Here is a 19,007-nt window from a genome sequence, read left to right as displayed (position 1 = left end):
ACATAGAAACAAACATAATGAGGAGGTCAACAATCATGAAGAAAAAATTACTCACAGCAATCTTTGGTGGAATGCTTGTCTTAGCTGCATGTGGCGGCGGAGATGACGGCGGAAACGGCGGTGGAGAAGAGTCAGCATCTGGCGGTGGCGACACTGGCCAAGGTGAAGAGCTTTACCAGCAAAACTGTGCATCTTGCCACGGCGGTGACCTATCCGGTGGAGCAGGTCCAGCTCTTGAAGGTGTAGGCGATAGCTATGACGCAAGTGAAATCGTAGACATCATTCAAAACGGTAAAGGCTCAATGCCAGCACAGAACGTTGAAGAAGGCGACGCACAAGAAATCGCTGATTGGTTAGTACAGCAGTAAATGGAATGATGTATTGAACGAGCTATCTCATCTGAATGGATGAGATAGCTTTTTTTGTGAATAAACTTAGAAACGAGCAAGAAGTAAGACAACTCGAGGGCTGTTCAGTGTTAATCCCACGAGCTTCCGTGTTAAATTAACCGCCTTCAGTGTTAAATCGAGAAACTTCAGTGTTAATTGTGCAATCTTCAGTGTTGAAGAGCTCACCTTCAGTGTTAACGAGCCATTCTTCAGTGTAAGTCAGTGCCCCTTCAACCGTTTTACACTTATTCTATTTAAATTATTCCATCAGTCCTATCGGAACTCTATGTTTAGGTAATATGAACGACTTAGTCAGAGGTAATCGAAGTAAAGAAAACTAGAATTCGGTCGATATACATCGAAAGAGCATGTTTCAATCGTCAAAACACAACGAAGTTCCTAGTAAACCTCGCCATTGTCTTTACTTTGAAATGAAATTGTAATATAAAAATCGGTAAAATTTCTGCCGAATGATGTTATAATAGGTTTTAAATTAAATAGTTAGTTGATTGTTCAAATACATATCAACCTATCAATCTACTAGATTTCCTATAAATATAGAAAAAACATATAGAATCGACAGCTAACGAAAAAACATCTTAGGGGGATCGTTTTACTTATTATGATCGAGATGAAAAATGTTCATAAAGAATATAGTAACGGTGTAATTGCCGTTGATAATTTATCCGTAAATATCGATGCAGGGGAATTCGTTTACATTGTGGGTGCGAGTGGTGCAGGAAAAAGTTCATTTATTAAAATGATGTATCGTGAAGAGCTAGCCACAAAAGGCGATGTATTGATAGAAGGTAAGAACGTGACTGACATGAAACAAAAAGAAGTCCCTTTCTTACGACGAAATATCGGTGTCATTTTCCAAGACTTTAAATTACTTCCTCGTTTGACGGCATTCGAAAACGTTGCATTTGCCTTGGAAGTTATAGAAGAAAGTCCAAAGAAGATTAACAAGCGGGTACTCGAAGTTTTGGAAATGGTTGGACTCAAATCGAAAGCGAGATTCCTACCGAACCAGCTATCAGGTGGGGAACAACAAAGAGTCGCTATCGCACGAGCAATCGTTAATAATCCGAAGGTTGTCATTGCGGACGAGCCGACAGGAAACTTAGACCCGGAAACTTCTTGGGAAATCATGCGAATTTTTGAAGAAATTAATACAAGAGGAACGACGATCGTCATGGCCACTCACAGTCAGGAAATCGTAAACAAACTTAGAAAAAGAGTCATCGCTATGGAAAACGGTCAAATAGTGAGAGACGAGCATCGAGGGGAATACGGTTATGAAGCTTAGTACGATGAGAAGACACGTGCGAGAAGGCACGAAAAATATAGTAAGAAACAGTTGGATGACAGTAGCGTCAGTTGGTGCGGTAACAACTACATTAGTGTTGGTCGGGATTTTCCTTGCACTAATGTTTAACCTAAACCAACTCGCTGAAAACATTGAAAATGAAGCTCAAATGAAAGTTTACGTAGAAAGAACTGCTGAAGAACAAGACATTCAAGCGTTAGAAAAGCAGATTGGTGAAATCTCAGAGATTAGTGAAATGGAATTTTCATCGAAAGAAGATGAGCTTGAAGGGCTTATCTCTGATATGGGTGAATCGGGCGAACAATGGGAGTTATTTGAACAATTCAACCCATTAAATGACGCCTTTAATATCAAAACGTATGAACCAGAGCAATTGGCAGGCGTAGCCAGTCAAATTGAACAGATGGATAACGTAGAAGAAGTCAATTATATGAAAGATGTTGTTGACAGGCTGATAGCTTTCAATGACATTGCAAGATGGATCGGAATCATCTTCATCGGCGCATTATTATTGACGGCGATCTTCCTTATTTCCAATACGATTAAAATGACGATTATCGCACGTCAGACAGAAATTGGCATTATGAAACTCGTTGGAGCAAAAAACAGCTTTATCCGCTGGCCATTCTTCGTTGAAGGTGCCTTGATGGGGGTACTTGGATCAATTATTCCTATTGCTGTTGTAGCAGGTGGATATTTCTATCTCTATAATCAGTTTGCGAACGAGATTCCAATTCCGTTCTTTGAATTATTACCGGCGAATCCATTTATATGGCAAATCTCAGGAATATTACTTGGAATTGGCGTTGTAATCGGTATATGGGGAAGCGTAATGAGTGTTCGTAAGTTTTTACGTGTATAAAAATGCAAACATCGCTAGAGAGAAACAACAAGCAAATCTACTAATCTATTGAGGATTTGAAAGGGGAACAAAAGTTGAAGAAAAACACGGTGAAACTATTCTTAGCAGCAATTTTGTTCGTAGGAATTTTTCAGCTATCAACAGTAACGGATGTCAGTGCGAAGAGTATCAGTGATTTGCAGAAAGAAAAAAGCCAAGTGAATGAGCAACATAAAGATGTTAAAAGTGATTTGGATAAAGCAAAAGATCGCTTGAATGAAATTAAACAAAAACAAAAAAATACACAAAACGAAATCAATAAATTAGATGAAAAAGCATCGAACACACAAAATCAGATTGACAAGAAAATCAACGAACTAAAAGAAAAAGAAAATCAAATTAATACAAAACAGAGTGAAATTGATAAGTTAAATGGAGAAATCAATAAGCTCGAAACAAAAATTAGCGAGCTTCAAGCAGAAATCAAGCAATTAAAAGAAGAAATTGAACAACTGAAAGCAGAAATCAAAGAACAAGAAGCGAGCATTGAAAAACGTGAAGACTTATTGAAAAACCGTCTACAAAGCCTACAGAAAAACGGTGGAGATATCCAGTACTTAGAAGTGATTTTAGGTTCGAAAAACTTTGGTGACTTTATTAACCGGACCGTCGCAGTCAATAAAATCATGGAACAAGACAATCAAATTTTAGAAACACATATCCAAGAAAAGAAAGACTTGGAGAACAATAAACAACAAGTTGAAAAAAATAAAACAAAAGTAGAAGAAAACAAAGTGCAAGTTGAAAAAGATAAAGAGACTGTCACAGCACAACGTGATCAGGTCGCTTCAGAAAAGAAACAGTTAGAATCTCAAAAAGCTTCTTTAGCTGCCGAGAAAACGAAGCTGGATAACTTGTTTGTTAAATTAGAAGACCAATTAGGCATGAAAGATACACAAATGGCGAAATTGGACAAACAAGAAGAAGAAGCACATAATCACCAAATGAGTTTAGCTGAAAAAGAAGAAAATCTTCGCAGCCAAAAAGCTGCTTTTGACAAGCTGATCGCTCAACAGAAAGAAGAAGAACGAAGAAAGAAAGAGGAGCAACAAAGCAGCTCTAATAAATCAAATTCAGGAAATAGTGGTTCTAATATCGAGCAAACATCATCTTCTAGTGGCTTCATTCGACCATCAGCAGGTTATCTATCCTCAGGATTCGGTCACAGAAGCTGTAGTGGATGTTCGTCATTCCACCCAGGCGTTGACTTAGCACAAGGTGGCATAGTACCAATCAAGGCCGCTGCTTCAGGGATTGTAAGTCGTTCGTATTATTCCAACAGTTATGGACATGTTGTATTCATTTCTCACATCATTAACGGGCAAAAATATACAACTGTTTATGCGCATATGAGAAACAGAGCTGTGTCAACTGGGCAGACGGTAAGTCAAGGCCAATACCTAGGAAATATGGGGAACACCGGTCAATCATTCGGTCAGCATTTACACTTTGAAATTCACCGCGGTGGATGGAATGCTTCTAAGAGTAATGCAGTAAACCCAGCTAATTTCGGAATCAGATAAGTAATTTCTCATTTACGGATGAGTAGACGTATAGTACGATAAAAGCATTACACAGTTTGTGTGATGCTTTTATCTATTTTTATAGACGTTGCTATTATTGGTTTCGTCTTTGAATCATCCATCGATACAACTATCGATACATATTGAGATTGGACAAACTTTCTTGTTTTGAGGTGACCAAATGAATATTAGTAAAAAGTTTTTTATAAGCATGATCTTGATCGCTCTGCTCATCGGTGCTGTCGCAACAGGATTGACGATGCAAGCGATGGATACAACAGCTAATGACCCTACAACAGAGAAAGAGACAGATGGAAAAGAAGAGACGGATTCTAAGAATGATCAGGAAGAAGAATCTGAATCGAAAGAAACGAAAACACCAGACGAATTTCAATCACTCGACAGGGCGATCGATCTGATCCAAGCTAATTTTGTTAATGAAGTGGAACGACAAGAGCTCATTAATGGAGCGATTGAAGGTATGGTCAGTGAACTGGATGACCCATATAGTGAATACTTAAATGCAGAAATGACGAAGCAGTTTAATCAATCATTAGAATCCAGCTTCGAAGGTATTGGCGCAGAAGTAACAAAACGCGATGAGCATATAACGATCATTGCACCGTTAAAAGGCTCACCTGCTGAAGAGGCAGGGATCCGACCGAACGACCGGGTGATTGAGGTAGATGGTGAATCGGTTGAGGACTACACCGTGTATGAAGCGACATCACTTATTCGTGGTGAGAAAGGAACAGATGTCGTTCTGACGATTGACCGACCTGGTGTTGAAGAACCGATTGAAATTACAATTACAAGAGATACAATCCCGCTCACGACTGTTTATTCAGATGTGATGGAGCAGGATGGAAAAAAGGTCGGCGTTCTTGAAATCCGTTCGTTCGGTGAAGGGACGGCAAAAGAGTTCAACGACCAACTGTTAAAATTAGAAGATGAAGATAATATTGAAGGGCTTGTCATCGATGTGCGTGGAAATCCTGGAGGCCTCTTCGATTCAGTCGAAAGCATTTTAGCAAACTTCTTCGGTCCGGATGATCCGTTCGTTATGACAGAAAGACGCGGCGAGAAAGGTGAGGCCTACTATACGAATGGCCAAGGCAGAAAAGATTATCCAATTGCTGTGTTAGTCAATGAAGGTAGTGCTTCTGCGTCTGAAATTTTAGCTGCAGCATTTAAAGAAGTCGTTGAATCAGATATCATCGGTGAAACGACTTTTGGAAAAGGTACTGTACAGCAAGCGATGGAGTTAGGCGATGGCATGTTGAAAATTACGGTCATGAACTGGCTCAGTCCGCATGGAAATCAAATTAATGAAGTCGGTGTCGATCCTACAATCGAAGTGAAGCAACCGGATTATTTCTACACGACGCTTATTCAGACGGATGAACCGTTGAAATACAATATGAATGGTGCTGAAGTGGAAAAAGCTCAAATAATGTTAAAAGGCTTAGGTTATGAAATGAACCGAACGGATGGGTACTTTGACAAACAAACGACAAAAGCAGTTGAAGCATTTCAGAAGGAGCACGATTTGAACGTAACTGGAGAAATCAATGAAAAGACGGAAGAAAAACTAGAAACATTGATTTTGGAAGCCGTTGAAAATCCTGAAAATGATCTTCAATTAAAACGTGCTGTAGAAGAAATTACGGGTAATTAAATACTTAACAAAAAGATGGCTTTCCGGTCATCTTTTTTGTTTAGTAGATTATTTAGAGTAACTATTATCATAGGAGGGAAAATATCTAACTTAAACAAATAAATTTCACGATAAGAGGTTCATCAACTCTGTTTTTGGGAACATATACAGTTGGAAGCTACATAACCAACGAGTCTAGAATTTTATTAACAAAAATTGCAGGATTAAACACTAGTTTTGACGAAATGTAATGGTATTACGAAATTTTACGAAGAACTGTTTTGAGGGTTCAAATATATATTTTAATGAACGATGTTGCTTCTTAGAGAGAGTGAGGGATTGAACGTGTGGATGGATTGGCTGGTTGAGATCGGATTAGGAATTTTACGTGTGACATGGCAACCTCTTTTATATGCAGCCATAATCTTTGCGTTTTGGACAGGGTATAAACGAATTGAAAAGGAACGTAAGCAGTTCGGCCATCGAATTTTTGAAATGACGGCAGAATGGAAGGGAACTTGGTTAACAGGATTGTTATTTGGCTTACTTCTTTCTGGCGGAATTTTATTGGCCGGCGGATTGATTAGTTATGAATGGATGCTGTTCGTATCTGCCATTACGGTTCTATTTCTGTTGTTCAACCAAACGCGTTTACTGTCGCCGATCTATACAGTCGGGATTTCTGCAATAACGATATGGCTATTGAATTTTTTTGATGTGACGATTATTAATCAAACAATTTCAGACGCGATTTATGCTGTCGACCTTGTTTTTGTTAGCTATATAATGCTCGCTCTATTTTTGGCGGAAATTATATTAGTGGCAACGACGAAACGCTCACGAACATTCCCTGGTTTAGAAAAAAGTGACCGCGGAAAGTTTGTCGGATTCCACTCTGCAAAACGATTGATGTTTGTCCCATTTTTTGTTCCAATTCAAGGAACAGCATTACAACTCGAGCAGTGGTTACCGTGGTGGCCGATGTTTGAAATGGGTTCCACAACGTTTAGCCTCATGTTATTCCCGGCTATTATCGGTTTTCAGCAACGATTTCATAGCACATTGAGTGACCATGGAGCCAAGCAACTAGCGAAAAAACTTACGCTGTTATTCATTTTATTGGTGGCTTTAGCAGTTGGCTTATATATTTATCCGGAGTGGGTTTATGTATTTCTCGGAGTCGCGGTTGTTGGACGCCTTGTCATTCAGTGGGCAACTTTTGTGAGCGAGTCCGGAAAACGCTCGATTTATAGTCCACAACCAGATGGAATCAAGATTGTCGGGATCATTCCTCACTCACCTGCAGATGAAATGGGTTTAGTTGTCGGTGAAAAAATTGTTCGTGTTCATGATCAGCCGGTGAGTAATGAACATGAATTTTATGAGATTATGCGTGTCAATCAAACGTATTGTAAGTTGTCAGTGAAAAATTTGGATGGGGAGATTCGATTCGTACAACGTCCAATCTATCAAAATGAACGTCATGAACTAGGCTTGGTGTTTGTTAAAGAAAAGCCGAAGTTTAGCTTACAACCGAATCTTACTGAAGAGATTGATTTAGATGAAGTCGTCTCAGCGACAGAAAAAAACCAGCAAAAATACCATCAAGCCGACTCACCTGAACGTTTTTCAACAGAGTGGAACAATCAAGATAAACTGGAAAGATCTGAAGCAGAGAACCAGCCGAAAATCGAACAATCGAATGATTCATTTCTGGATTTCTTGGAGAGCGATTCTGATGAACAAAATCAACTCGAGTCACCAGAAGAATCACCACAAGAAAAACTGGACGTTCCGAATAAGCGAGCAGATCGATTAACGGGACCAAGACATACGGAACAAGAAAAAATTGAAGAACCGAAAAACCATGAGAATAAAATTAATGAAAAAGCCCTCTATGAAGATGAATTGATGTCATTGATTGAAGAGCTTCGTGGCAATGAAGACGACAAAAAGAATGAATAAATCGGTACGGAGCTTTATTCCATTACGGAGTAAAGCTTCGTTCTTTTTATGGAAAATTTTTGACATCACATTCTTTGCAAAAATGTACAGAAGAAAATATTCTTAAGTCATAGAATGGCCAAGTCACTACAATAGAACTTTTGTTCGTGACATGTTAAAATAGATTATTGAAATTATTTTTGGAGATGATGTGTTTGGGTCAAAAATTTGAGTTATTTTCGGAGTTCCAGCCAGAGGGAGATCAGCCACAAGCGATCGAACAGTTGGTTAAAGGAATTGAAAAGAAACAAAAACATCAAACGTTATTAGGAGCAACAGGAACGGGAAAAACGTTCACTGTCTCGAATGTTGTGAAAGAAATCAATCGTCCAACCCTTGTCATTGCTCACAATAAGACATTGGCGGGACAATTATATAGTGAGTTTAAAGAATTTTTTCCGAATAATGCTGTCGAGTATTTCGTGAGTTATTACGATTACTATCAGCCGGAAGCATATGTTCCGAGCTCTGATACTTTTATTGAAAAAGACGCGAGCATCAATGACGAAATTGATAAATTGCGTCACTCGGCAACATCTGCATTGTTTGAACGGCAAGATGTATTGATTGTTGCTAGTGTTTCTTGTATTTACGGGTTAGGTAACCCGACGGAATACCGGGAATTAGTCTTATCGCTTCGTGTCGGCATGGAAAAAGAGCGTAATGAAGTATTGCGTGATCTCGTCGACATTCAATACGCAAGAAATGATATCGACTTTCAACGCGGTACATTCCGTGTACGCGGGGATTCCGTAGAGATTATTCCAGCTTCGCGTGAAGAACATTGTATACGGATTGAGTTTTTTGGTGACGAGATTGACCGGATTCGTGAAGTGGATGCACTGACTGGTGAAATTATCGGTGATCGTGACCACGTAGCAATCTTTCCAGCATCCCACTTCGTCACAAGAGATGAAAAGATGCAAATTGCCATTAAAAATATTGAAAAAGAGCTAGAAGAACAGCTGGCGAAATTTGAAGAGCAAGGAAAGCTTCTTGAAGCGCAGCGACTTGAGCAACGTACGAAATATGATTTGGAAATGATGCGTGAGATGGGTTTTTGTTCAGGAATTGAAAACTATTCACGCCATTTAACGTTGCGTGAGGAAGGTGCGACACCTTATACATTACTCGATTATTTTCCGGATGATTCATTGATGGTCATCGATGAATCACACGTTACATTGCCGCAAATTCGTGGAATGTATAATGGAGACCGTGCGAGAAAAATGACACTAGTTGAGCATGGCTTCCGTCTTCCTTCCGCCTTGGACAACCGTCCACTGAAATTTGAGGAATGGGAGAAGCATGTAGACCAAGCGATTTATGTTTCAGCAACACCTGGTCCTTATGAGCTTGAGCATACACCAAAAATGGTTGAGCAAATCATTCGTCCGACAGGTTTGTTGGATCCTGAAATTACCGTCAAACCGAGCAAAGGACAAATTGATGACTTGATCGGTGAAATCAATAAACGTATTGAACGAAATGAACGTGTATTGGTCACTACATTAACAATCAAAATGTCTGAAGACTTAACGGATTATTTGCAAGAAATGGGTATTAAAGTGGCCTATTTACACAGTGAAATTAAAACGTTGGAGCGGATTCAAATTATCCGTGATCTACGTATAGGAAAATATGATGTTCTTGTCGGTATTAACTTGCTACGTGAAGGACTCGATATTCCGGAAGTGTCGCTCGTTTCTATTTTGGATGCAGACAAGGAAGGCTTCTTACGTTCTCAACGTTCATTAATTCAGACGGCAGGTCGTGCTGCACGTAACGAGAACGGGCAAGTACACATGTATGCTGATAAAATGACAGACTCGATGCAAACAGCGATAGAAGAGACGAACCGCCGCCGTGAGAAGCAAATGGCCTATAACGAGAAGCACGGCATTACACCGACAACAATCAAGAAAGAAATCCGCGATGTCATTCGCGCGACGTATGATTCAGAGGACGATCAGCAAGCTGAATTGATCTCCGAGTATTCGAATTTATCGAAAGAGGAAAAACAGAAGCTTATCGATCAAATGGAAGAAGAAATGCGACAAGCAGCAAAAGAGCTAGATTTCGAAAAAGCGATGGAACTACGCGATGCGTTGTTGGAACTGAAAGTGGAAGGATGAGCGTAAATGACAAAAGAGATTACCATCCAAGGAGCACGTGCGCATAATTTAAAAGATGTTAGTGTGAAAATCCCAAAAAATAAATTAGTCGTTATGACTGGTCTATCTGGGTCAGGAAAATCTTCTTTAGCGTTTGATACGATTTATGCAGAGGGACAGCGCCGCTATGTGGAATCCCTCTCCGCTTATGCGCGACAGTTTCTCGGTCAAATGGATAAGCCAGATGTCGATGTGATCGAAGGGCTTTCACCGGCAATTTCCATCGACCAAAAAACGACGAGTCGTAACCCGCGTTCGACGGTTGGAACCGTTACGGAAATCTATGATTATCTCCGCTTGCTGTACGCGCGAGTCGGGAAACCAATCTGTCCGCGACACGACATTGAAATTAGTGCCCAATCTGTCGAACAGATGGTCAATCAAGTGATGGAGCTAGAAGAACGGACGAAAATTCAGATTCTTGCACCAGTGATTTCTGATCGAAAAGGTGAGCATAAAAAAGTATTAGCTGATTTGAAAAAAGAAGGATATATCCGTCTACGCGTTGATGGTGAGATGCGAGAAATTTCTGAGGAAATCGAGCTAGAAAAAAATAAAAAGCACTCAATTGAAGTCGTCATCGACCGGATTGTCGTCAAAGAAGGTGTCGAAAGTCGACTTGCAGATTCGATGGAAACGGCGCTAAAGCTTGGTGAAGGTCAAGTGATTGTTGATTTAATCGACGGCGATGAAATGAAATTTAATGAAAATCTAGCATGCCCAATCTGTGGTTTCACAGTTGGGAAACTTGAGCCTAGATTGTTTTCGTTCAACAGTCCGTTTGGTGCATGTAAAACATGTGATGGTCTCGGTTCCAACTTAGAAGTGGATCTAGATTTAGTTGTTCCAGACTGGGATCTTTCATTACAGAAAGGTGCAATCGCAGCTTGGCAACCGGTGTCTTCACAGTATTATCCACAGCTTTTAAAAAGTGTATGTAAACATTTTGGCATTGATATGAAAAAGCCAGTCAAAGACTTACCGAAAGAGCATATGGATATTGTGTTGAATGGAAGCGGAGACGAAAAAATTAAATTCCGTTATAAAAATGAGCAGGGCCAAGTGCGTGAGAATCAAATTTTCTTTGAAGGCGTACTCAACAATATATCTCGTCGTTATCATGAATCGATCTCAAGCTTTACGCGTGAATTGATGGGTAAATATATGGCAGAGCATACATGCCCGACATGTGATGGCTATCGTTTATCTGAAGAAGTACTATCCGTTAAAATTAATCAAAAGCATATTTCCGAAGTCACTGACTTTTCGGTTACCGACTCATTAAATTGGTTTCAACAACTAACATTGTCTGAGCAAGATCGTCAAATCGCTCAGATGATTTTAAAAGAAATTAACGACCGACTGCACTTTTTGCAAAACGTCGGGTTGAATTATTTAACACTATCTCGTTCGGCAGGTACGCTGTCCGGTGGTGAAGCTCAACGGATTCGTTTAGCGACACAAATCGGTTCAGCGCTAACCGGCGTACTGTATGTGTTAGATGAGCCATCGATTGGATTACACCAACGAGATAATGACCGTTTAATTGAAACACTCAAGCAAATGCGTAACTTGGATAATACGTTAATCGTCGTCGAGCATGATGAAGATACGATGCTTGCAGCCGATTGGTTAGTTGACATCGGACCAGGTGCAGGAGCTCAAGGTGGCGAAATCGTTGCCAGTGGGCCTCCGAAAGACGTCATGGATAATGAAAAATCATTAACTGGTCAGTATTTGAGCGGTAAAAAGTTTATCCATCTACCTGCAGAGCGTCGAAAAATAAATAAAAACAAAATGGTTAGCATTAAAGGTGCCAAGGAGAATAATTTAAAAAATATTGACGTATCCATTCCGCTCGGTGTTATGAATGTTGTCACAGGTGTTTCCGGTTCGGGTAAAAGTACATTAATCAATGGCATTTTACAAAAGTCGTTAGCTCAGCAGTTACAACGAGCGAAAGCAAAGCCAGGTAAACATGATAAAATAACTGGGCTAAAGCAATTGGAAAAAGTCGTTGATATCGATCAATCACCGATCGGTCGTACACCACGCTCAAATCCAGCGACTTATACAGGTGTCTTCGATAATATTCGTGATTTATTCGCGGATACGAGCGAAGCGAAAATTCGCGGCTATCAAAAAGGACGTTTCAGTTTTAACGTCAAAGGTGGGCGTTGTGAAGCTTGTAAAGGTGACGGAATCATTAAAATTGAAATGCACTTCCTCCCGGATGTTTATGTTCCATGTGAAGTATGTCATGGAACACGATACAACCGTGAAACGTTGGAAGTGAAATATAAAGGAAAAAATATTGCCGAAGTGCTTGATCTTCGTATTGAGGAAGCACTTGAGTTTTTCGAAAACATTCCGAAAATCAAACGGAAGCTACAGACGATTTATGACGTCGGTTTAGGTTACGTTCGATTAGGCCAATCGGCAACAACTTTATCAGGCGGCGAAGCGCAGCGCGTCAAGCTAGCCAGTGAGTTGCATCGACGATCGAACGGTAAAACATTCTATATTTTAGATGAGCCGACAACAGGACTTCATTCGGAAGATATCGCCAAACTGCTTAACGTATTGCAACGACTGGTCGATAATGGAGATACCGTTTTGATTATTGAACACAACTTAGATGTCATTAAAGTCGCTGACTATTTAATCGACTTAGGTCCTGAAGGCGGAGATGGCGGCGGTCAAATCGTTGCTACAGGAACACCAGAAGAAGTAGCCAAGGTCGAAGAGTCGCATACGGGTCAATACTTGAAGCCGATTTTGGAAAGAGACAGAAAGCGTATGAAAGAGCTATTGGAACCATCGAAATAATCTAAGCAATAGCAGTTGGAGGATTGGATATGAAATCAATTGAATTGAACAAAGTACAAGATTATCTTGACCAATGGACGAACAAACCGGTGTATGTACATGTTGAAACAACAAATGGTGCCTACGCCAAACACTTTGATGCCAACGCTTATAATGTAGGAGCCTATGTTCGAAATGCGCAAATCACTTATACGCAAGGGAAAATCGTCGAGCAAGAAGGTGCTTATCGCGTCGGTCTCAAACATGAGATTGGTTGGATCTATGCAGAAGGCTTAACCGACTTTGAATTCAATGAAAACAATCAATTGCTGATGGCAGGTCATGACGCGGACGGTCGCCTCATGGTCGCCATGCAGCTGAGCGAAACACCATTTAACTACTAAAATGACGTACAAAAAGGAGGGGTCTCATGGAAATTGATTACAGCAAACATAAACATGTCGTCGTGATTTATCCTCATCCAGATGATGAATCATTTGGAACGGCAGGAACCGTCGTGAAATTTAGAGAAGCAGGTGTTCCAGTCACATATCTATGTGGGACACTCGGTGAAATGGGACGAAACATGGGCAGTCCATTTTTTGCAAACCGCGAAACGCTACCTGAAATTCGTAAACAAGAACTGATTAATGCGTGTAAAGAGATTGATATGGATTTACAAATGCTCAGCTATCGAGATAAAACAATGGAATTTGAAGATGAACAAGTAGTAGCTGATGATCTTCGAAAGCGAATTGAGGAATTGGATGCCTCCTTGGTGATCACTTTTTATCCACCTTATGCTGTCCATCCCGACCACAATGCGATGGGTCGTGCAGCTTTCCGTGCAATCCGAGATATGGATCCAGACAAACGTCCGGAAGTATGGGCAAACGCCATTTCAAATGATCACCAAGAAATATTAGGAAGCCCTGATATTGTTATTGATACAAAAGATGTCTTCCAAAAGAAACTGAATGCGTTGAAAGCACACAAAAGCCAAATTGACGGCATGCTACAAAAGGTACGTCAAGGGAATGAAGAGCTCAGTGAATTTGATCTCGCTTTACGTTATTTTCAATATGAAACGTATCATACGGTTACCTTTGATTAGTAATTTAACGATAGGAAGTCGCTAAATTTCAGCGACTTCTTTTTAGTTTGAGGAGTTATTCGGAGTTTATCGACAGTCAGAGCGACTCTACCAACAGTCAGCAAGCATTTATCGACAGTTAAGACGCGTCTATAAACAGTTAGCGAGCGTTTATCGACAGTCAGAACGCCTTTATCAACAGTCAGCAGGCATTTATCGACAGTTAGGAAGCTTCTATCAACAGTCAGCAAGCATTTATCGACAGTCAGAACGCCTTTATCAACAGTCAGCAGGCATTTATCGACAGTTAGGAAGCTTCTATCAACAGTCAGCAAGCATTTATCGACAGTCAGAACGCCTCTATCAACAGTCAGCAAGCATTTATCGACAGTTAAGACACGTCTATCAACAGTTAGCGAGCGCTTATCGACAGTCAGAATGAGTCTATCAACAGTTAGCAAGCGTTTATCAACAGTCAGCGCAACCTAATCCACGACCAACACACCCTCATCACAAGCTAAGTCTAGAGGATGAGTTTCTTTATTGAATTTTCAGTCTGTTGCTTGATTCCTTTTCATGTCTAAATCCATTACAATATACATAAGATGGAGATGATTTAATAATGGAGGAAAAATGTCATGAGTGAAAAAAGAAAACGAATATTAAAGCTATTAGAAGAAGGGCAAATTACGAGTGATGAAGCGGATCGCTTATTGTCTGAATCAGAAGAAACAGAGGCGGAAAAGAATCGTCAGAAAAACACTGGGGAAGGCTATACGCAGGAGCGATTCAAGCAAGATGTTCGTAGTTTTACTGAAGGTGTGAAGAACTTTTTGGATGATACGTTTCAACGGATTAAAGATGGACCGTTTGAGTTTAACTTTCAACAAATGGATATCCATCGCAAATATACGTTTCCAGTCAGCGAAGTGAATCATCTAGATTTCGATTTATTCAATACGACGCTGGAATTTTTGCCGATTAGATCGAGTGAGATTGTCATTGATTGTAAAGCGAAAGTTTATAAGGAGAATGATCAACAGAAAGCTGAAGAATATTTTGATCGACATGCAAATATCGGACTCGTAGAGGATACATTGCGATTCGAAACGAATAATAAAAATATCCAAACGAAATTAGTTATTTATCTACCGAAGAAAAAGTATGATAAAGTTTCGTTTAAAGCAATGAATGGTTCAATGAAATTTCTATCGACTCATTTTGAGCAAGCGAGTATTTCGACAATCAATGGTAGTATTACGATGGATCAATATACAGGTGATGCATTATACGTAGAAACGAAGCACGGTTCAATTAAGTTGGATGATGCTGAATTCAATAAAGCTAAATTGGCTGCCACGACGGGATCTGTTTATGTTGATGGTTCGATGGAAGACCTTGATATTTATGTTGTAACGGGAAGTGTTCGAAATTATATTCGAAACCAGCAAGTCAAATCTTTAGCCGTAGAAGCAATGACTGGTTCGATTCAAGTTTATATGCCAGGAGACATTCCGGTGATCGGTTCCGCGAATACGTCGATTGGAAATGTAGATATACAATTAAAGGATGTCATGAAAACAAACATGGATGAACATCTGATGAAAAAACAAGTCCAATTCCATAATACTGATGGCGAAGGTGAATATTTCGATATTGACCTATCAACGAAAACAGGTAGTATAAAAGTAAATCCAATTATCGACAAAAAAGAAAACGATTAAAGTAAGGAGTTTTTTGATGCTACGAAAATGGATTCTATCGATTATCCTTAATGCCGTTGCGATTATTGCAGTTGCAGAGCTTTTTGATGCAGTTGAAATTGAGCATTTCGGCTATGCATTAATAGCGGCATTCATTTTATCAATTTTAAATGTTGTCGTAAAACCGATTATCCTAATTTTTACGTTACCAATTACAATCTTCACCTTAGGCTTGTTTTTGTTCGTCGTCAATGCCATTACATTAATGCTTGCTCAGTGGATGATGGGAGACACATTCATCATTGACGGATTTGGCTGGGCAATTCTTGCGGCATTCATCATTTCCTTGTTAAATATGTTATTGGAAAGATTAGTGAAAGATATCGTGAACTGATTTTTGTCCATGAAAATACGCTCGTACAGTTAAGATAGCTGTTCGAGCGTTTTATTTTTCCATTAAAAAAGCGTGGTCACTCTTTTGATTTTTTTGATGCATTGTCTTCTTCTTCATCACGGTCATCTGGATCTAATGAAAGTGATTGTTCGTCTTCATTGCTACTGTCATCATCGTCACTAGCATCGTGATGGAAAAAGCCTCGATCGGAACCAGTATCATCTTCGTCAGATTCTTGATCATTCTGTTCTTGTCCTTCTTTCGGGTCAGGTGATCGATCAGAAGTCGCTTCTTGTTCCTCTCTACCTTTATCATTATGATCAACATTAATTTGTCCTTCTGAATGACTGGCTTTTTGTGTTGAACCTTCTTTCGACTCAACAAATTCTTCAGAGCTAGAGAGCTCGTTTTTAGGATCAGGTTTAATATTTCCACCGATCGTGTGGCTTTCAAAGTGAGCGCCTTTACGTACAACTTGCATACCACCATCATCTTTAAGCTCGCCACGATCGAGAAAAGCTTGTTGCACATCTTCTGAAAACTCACCATTCACATGAATTGCTTGATCTTTGACACGATTGTACTCCTCAGTAGTGGCGTATGTTTGTCGATAATCTGCCTTTTCTTGCTCATTTTGTTTTTTCTCATTGTAAACCCAAGTACGACGAATAATTTTTAAAATCGGTCGGACAGTCAAGGAAAGACTCCCGATTAAATAAGCACTGTTACTAATGATAGAAGGTCCACCAAATATGTTATTTAAACTTGCGAACACAAAGAAAAAACCGACAGCAATATCGCCAAGTAACTGTATGGAGGCATACTTTTCTGTAAAGTATATTTTAAATTTTCCATTTTTGATTTCTAAGTCATATTGATTTCGGTGTGGGTCTTCTTTTGTTTTAATTTCGGGAATGAACTTTAGCATCGTATAGCCCCCTTTTCAAAATCGTTATCTCATTATAGGTATTATTTACCCGGAAATCATGGGTTTACACATCTTTCAGCGAATTGTTTTTCTCGAATCATAAAAAAATCATCATGTATTATGCGATTATTCCTAAGAAATGGTATGATGATGAGGGATGAATGTTTGGAGGAATCATAGATGATCAAGGTGCAAACGCGTGATTTATTAGAACAATTTAACTTAGAGCTTATCGGCGGTAAAGATGGTTTACATAGAGAAATTGTAACGAGTGATATCTCTCGACCAGGCATGGAGATGGCGGGATATTTTAAGTATTATCCGAAAGAACGTCTTCAATTGATGGGCCGTACCGAGTTGTCGTTTTTAATTGATCTTCCGAATAATGAGATGCGTCAATTGATGGATAATCTTTGTACAGATGTGACACCAGGGATTGTCATTACTCGAGGGCAAGATGTTCCTCAAGGGTTGATCGATGTTGCTGATGAAGCAGGTGTGCCATTAATGCGATCGCTTCATAAAACGACCCGTGTCATCAGTCGTTTGACAAACTACTTGGAATCAAGATTTGCACCGACGACGGCTGTTCATGGTGTATTAGTCGATGTGTATGGTGTTGGTGTCTTGATTACTGGGAAGAGTGGAATCGGTAAAAGTGAGACTGCATTGGAGCTTGTCAAACGAGGTCACCGTTTAGTAGCTGATGATAATGTGGAGATTCGACAGGAAGACTATGATACACTCATCGGGAATCCACCGAATTTAATTGAATATCTATTGGAAATCCGCGGGTTAGGGATTATTAACGTTATGACGTTATTCGGAGCGGGTGCTGTCCGTAATTACAAACGAATTTCACTTGTCGTTCATTTGGAAACATGGGAAGAAAATAAGCAGTATGACCGACTTGGACTTGATGAAGATCGAATGAAAATCATGGATGTAGATTTACCGAAAGCGATTATTCCAGTTCGTCCAGGAAGAAACTTATCGGTCATTATTGAAGTGGCTGCGATGAATTTCCGTCTAAAACGAATGGGTGTTAACACTGCAGAGGAATTTTCCGACCGTTTAAACTCCGTTTTTAATGATGTAGATAGTACCGAAGTTGAGTAAGCGCAATTCGTCTAGTTAAGAAAGACAGGAGAGATTTGATGTATTGTACACAAGAGCCATATGATCGAGTGTTTATCGAAATCGGCTCGTTACCGATTTATTGGTACGGCTTTTTGATTATGATGGGGGCATTAATCGCATTAGTTGTCGCCACTCAAGAAGGTAAGCGACTCGGTCTACATAAAGACTTTTTCGTGGATCTATTAATTTTTGCCGTCCCTGCAGCAATCGTCGGTGCACGACTTTATTATGTTGCGTTTGAGTGGGACCGTTACAATTCACTGATGGATATTATCGATATTCGTGAGGGTGGACTCGCGATACACGGAGCATTATTATTTTCCGTATTAACCGCTTATTTTTATGCAAAAGTAAAAGAAGTATCTTTTTGGAAAATTGCAGATATTGCGGCACCAAGCTTATTGATTGGTCAAATTCTTGGGCGTTGGGGAAATTTCATGAACCAAGAAGCATATGGTGGACCAATTTCAGAACAGGCTTATCAAAATTTTCATCAATATTTACCCAATTGGATTATGAACCAAATGTGTGTCGATGGAACTTACATGCATCCGACGTTTTTATATGAGTCGATGTGGAATGTGCTCGTGTTGGTCTTATTGTTGATTTTACGATATAAAGTAAACCCAAGACGTGGCGTCATTTTCTTGAATTATTTAATTTGGTATTCTGTCGGACGTTTCTTTATCGAAGCGATGCGTACGGATAGTTTATATATCGACTTATTCGTTGTTGAACTGCGTACGGCTCAATTGGTATCTATTTTATTGATTGCCGGGTCGCTCATCGTCATGTTCTATCGTAAGCAACAAGGTCTTGCGAATGAACTCTATGATGGAACCCCTATCGGTGGTTACAAGAAAGGTAGTCCGTCGAAAAACAAAAAAGCGAACAAGCAGAAAAACGTGAAAAAGAAAAACCAAAAAGGTAAGAAGAAATAACGATCTTGCAGCATGTGGAAAA

16 protein-coding genes are annotated in these 19,007 nt (G+C 39.7%); 14 read left to right on the top strand and 2 right to left on the bottom strand.

From position 1 onward, the window contains the following. The first annotated feature begins 35 nt into the window (after positions 1–35). The 10 genes from cccB (at position 36) to bshB2 (ending at position 13,900) form a co-directional block, all read left to right on the top strand. Positions 36–368, top strand: coding sequence for a cytochrome c551 (cccB, locus tag FPQ13_RS03590; protein ID WP_144087950.1), 333 nt, complete (start codon positions 36–38; stop codon positions 366–368). A 643-nt stretch (positions 369–1,011) separates the two neighbouring features. Continuing rightward, positions 1,012–1,698 (top strand): cell division ATP-binding protein FtsE, encoded by a 687-nt coding sequence (ftsE, locus tag FPQ13_RS03585; protein ID WP_144087949.1) that lies wholly within the window; start codon positions 1,012–1,014, stop codon positions 1,696–1,698. Further along, positions 1,688–2,581, top strand: a complete 894-nt coding sequence (gene ftsX, locus FPQ13_RS03580; protein WP_144087948.1) for a permease-like cell division protein FtsX — start codon at positions 1,688–1,690, stop codon at positions 2,579–2,581. The genes ftsE and ftsX overlap by 11 nt, the downstream gene beginning before the upstream one ends. A gap of 74 nt (positions 2,582–2,655) precedes the next feature. Continuing rightward, a complete protein-coding gene (locus FPQ13_RS03575) occupies positions 2,656–4,143 on the top strand; it encodes a murein hydrolase activator EnvC family protein (RefSeq protein WP_144087947.1) in 1,488 nt (495 codons plus the stop codon). Between the two features lie 181 nt (positions 4,144–4,324). After that, the gene (locus FPQ13_RS03570; protein ID WP_144087946.1) at positions 4,325–5,821 is read left to right on the top strand and encodes a S41 family peptidase; all 1,497 of its coding nucleotides are present in this window, start codon (positions 4,325–4,327) and stop codon (positions 5,819–5,821) included. Positions 5,822–6,145: 324 nt separating this feature from the next. Beyond that, positions 6,146–7,765 carry a PDZ domain-containing protein gene (locus tag FPQ13_RS03565; protein WP_144087945.1) on the top strand — a complete coding sequence of 540 codons (1,620 nt, stop codon included), beginning with the start codon at positions 6,146–6,148 and terminating at the stop codon, positions 7,763–7,765. A 194-nt stretch (positions 7,766–7,959) separates the two neighbouring features. Beyond that, positions 7,960–9,939, top strand: coding sequence for an excinuclease ABC subunit UvrB (gene uvrB, locus FPQ13_RS03560; protein ID WP_144087944.1), 1,980 nt, complete (start codon positions 7,960–7,962; stop codon positions 9,937–9,939). A gap of 6 nt (positions 9,940–9,945) precedes the next feature. After that, positions 9,946–12,807, top strand: a complete 2,862-nt coding sequence (uvrA, locus tag FPQ13_RS03555; RefSeq protein WP_144087943.1) for an excinuclease ABC subunit UvrA — start codon at positions 9,946–9,948, stop codon at positions 12,805–12,807. A gap of 29 nt (positions 12,808–12,836) precedes the next feature. Next, complete coding sequence (locus tag FPQ13_RS03550; RefSeq protein ID WP_144087942.1) at positions 12,837–13,190, top strand: YojF family protein; 354 nt, start codon at positions 12,837–12,839, stop codon at positions 13,188–13,190. A gap of 26 nt (positions 13,191–13,216) precedes the next feature. Further along, positions 13,217–13,900, top strand: coding sequence for a bacillithiol biosynthesis deacetylase BshB2 (gene bshB2, locus FPQ13_RS03545; protein ID WP_144087941.1), 684 nt, complete (start codon positions 13,217–13,219; stop codon positions 13,898–13,900). On the opposite strand, the gene FPQ13_RS03540 is transcribed toward bshB2, so the two are convergent. After that, positions 13,897–14,340, bottom strand: a complete 444-nt coding sequence (locus FPQ13_RS03540; RefSeq protein ID WP_144087940.1) for a hypothetical protein — start codon at positions 14,338–14,340, stop codon at positions 13,897–13,899. The two genes, bshB2 and FPQ13_RS03540, sit on opposite strands and share 4 nt — an antisense overlap. A 177-nt stretch (positions 14,341–14,517) precedes the next feature. On the opposite strand from FPQ13_RS03540, the gene FPQ13_RS03535 reads away from it, so the two are divergent. Beyond that, entirely contained in the window at positions 14,518–15,603 is a 1,086-nt protein-coding gene (locus tag FPQ13_RS03535) for a DUF4097 family beta strand repeat-containing protein (protein WP_144087939.1), read from the top strand. A gap of 16 nt (positions 15,604–15,619) precedes the next feature. Then, positions 15,620–15,976, top strand: a complete 357-nt coding sequence (locus tag FPQ13_RS03530) for a phage holin family protein (protein ID WP_144087938.1) — start codon at positions 15,620–15,622, stop codon at positions 15,974–15,976. A gap of 76 nt (positions 15,977–16,052) precedes the next feature. On the opposite strand, the gene FPQ13_RS03525 is transcribed toward FPQ13_RS03530, so the two are convergent. Then, on the bottom strand, positions 16,053–16,904 hold the full coding sequence (locus FPQ13_RS03525; protein WP_144087937.1) for a YrhK family protein: 852 nt from the start codon (positions 16,902–16,904) through the stop codon (positions 16,053–16,055). A gap of 180 nt (positions 16,905–17,084) precedes the next feature. Between FPQ13_RS03525 and hprK the strand changes: the two genes are divergently transcribed. Beyond that, positions 17,085–18,023, top strand: coding sequence for an HPr(Ser) kinase/phosphatase (gene hprK / locus FPQ13_RS03520; RefSeq protein ID WP_144087936.1), 939 nt, complete (start codon positions 17,085–17,087; stop codon positions 18,021–18,023). A gap of 38 nt (positions 18,024–18,061) precedes the next feature. Next, positions 18,062–18,985, top strand: coding sequence for a prolipoprotein diacylglyceryl transferase (gene lgt / locus FPQ13_RS03515; protein ID WP_144087935.1), 924 nt, complete (start codon positions 18,062–18,064; stop codon positions 18,983–18,985). The last annotated feature ends 22 nt before the right edge of the window (positions 18,986–19,007 follow it).

It is taken from the genome of Allobacillus salarius (genome assembly GCF_007559425.1).
Taxonomy (GTDB): Bacteria; Bacillota; Bacilli; order Bacillales; family Alkalibacillaceae; genus Allobacillus; species Allobacillus salarius.
This window is presented reverse-complemented; position numbering and strand designations above follow the sequence as displayed.

What these genes read in the sequence shown, in the direction of transcription:
- cccB (WP_144087950.1), top strand. Translation starts at nt 36, where the DNA reads ATGAAGAAAAAATTACTCACAGCAATCTTTGGTGGAATGCTTGTCTTA.
- ftsE (WP_144087949.1), top strand. Translation starts at nt 1,012, where the DNA reads ATGATCGAGATGAAAAATGTTCATAAAGAATATAGTAACGGTGTAATT.
- ftsX (WP_144087948.1), top strand. Translation starts at nt 1,688, where the DNA reads ATGAAGCTTAGTACGATGAGAAGACACGTGCGAGAAGGCACGAAAAAT.
- FPQ13_RS03570 (WP_144087946.1), top strand. Translation starts at nt 4,325, where the DNA reads ATGAATATTAGTAAAAAGTTTTTTATAAGCATGATCTTGATCGCTCTG.
- uvrA (WP_144087943.1), top strand. Translation starts at nt 9,946, where the DNA reads ATGACAAAAGAGATTACCATCCAAGGAGCACGTGCGCATAATTTAAAA.
- FPQ13_RS03550 (WP_144087942.1), top strand. Translation starts at nt 12,837, where the DNA reads ATGAAATCAATTGAATTGAACAAAGTACAAGATTATCTTGACCAATGG.
- bshB2 (WP_144087941.1), top strand. Translation starts at nt 13,217, where the DNA reads ATGGAAATTGATTACAGCAAACATAAACATGTCGTCGTGATTTATCCT.
- FPQ13_RS03535 (WP_144087939.1), top strand. Translation starts at nt 14,518, where the DNA reads ATGAGTGAAAAAAGAAAACGAATATTAAAGCTATTAGAAGAAGGGCAA.
- FPQ13_RS03530 (WP_144087938.1), top strand. Translation starts at nt 15,620, where the DNA reads ATGCTACGAAAATGGATTCTATCGATTATCCTTAATGCCGTTGCGATT.
- FPQ13_RS03525 (WP_144087937.1), bottom strand. Translation starts at nt 16,904, where the DNA reads ATGCTAAAGTTCATTCCCGAAATTAAAACAAAAGAAGACCCACACCGA.
- hprK (WP_144087936.1), top strand. Translation starts at nt 17,085, where the DNA reads ATGATCAAGGTGCAAACGCGTGATTTATTAGAACAATTTAACTTAGAG.
- lgt (WP_144087935.1), top strand. Translation starts at nt 18,062, where the DNA reads ATGTATTGTACACAAGAGCCATATGATCGAGTGTTTATCGAAATCGGC.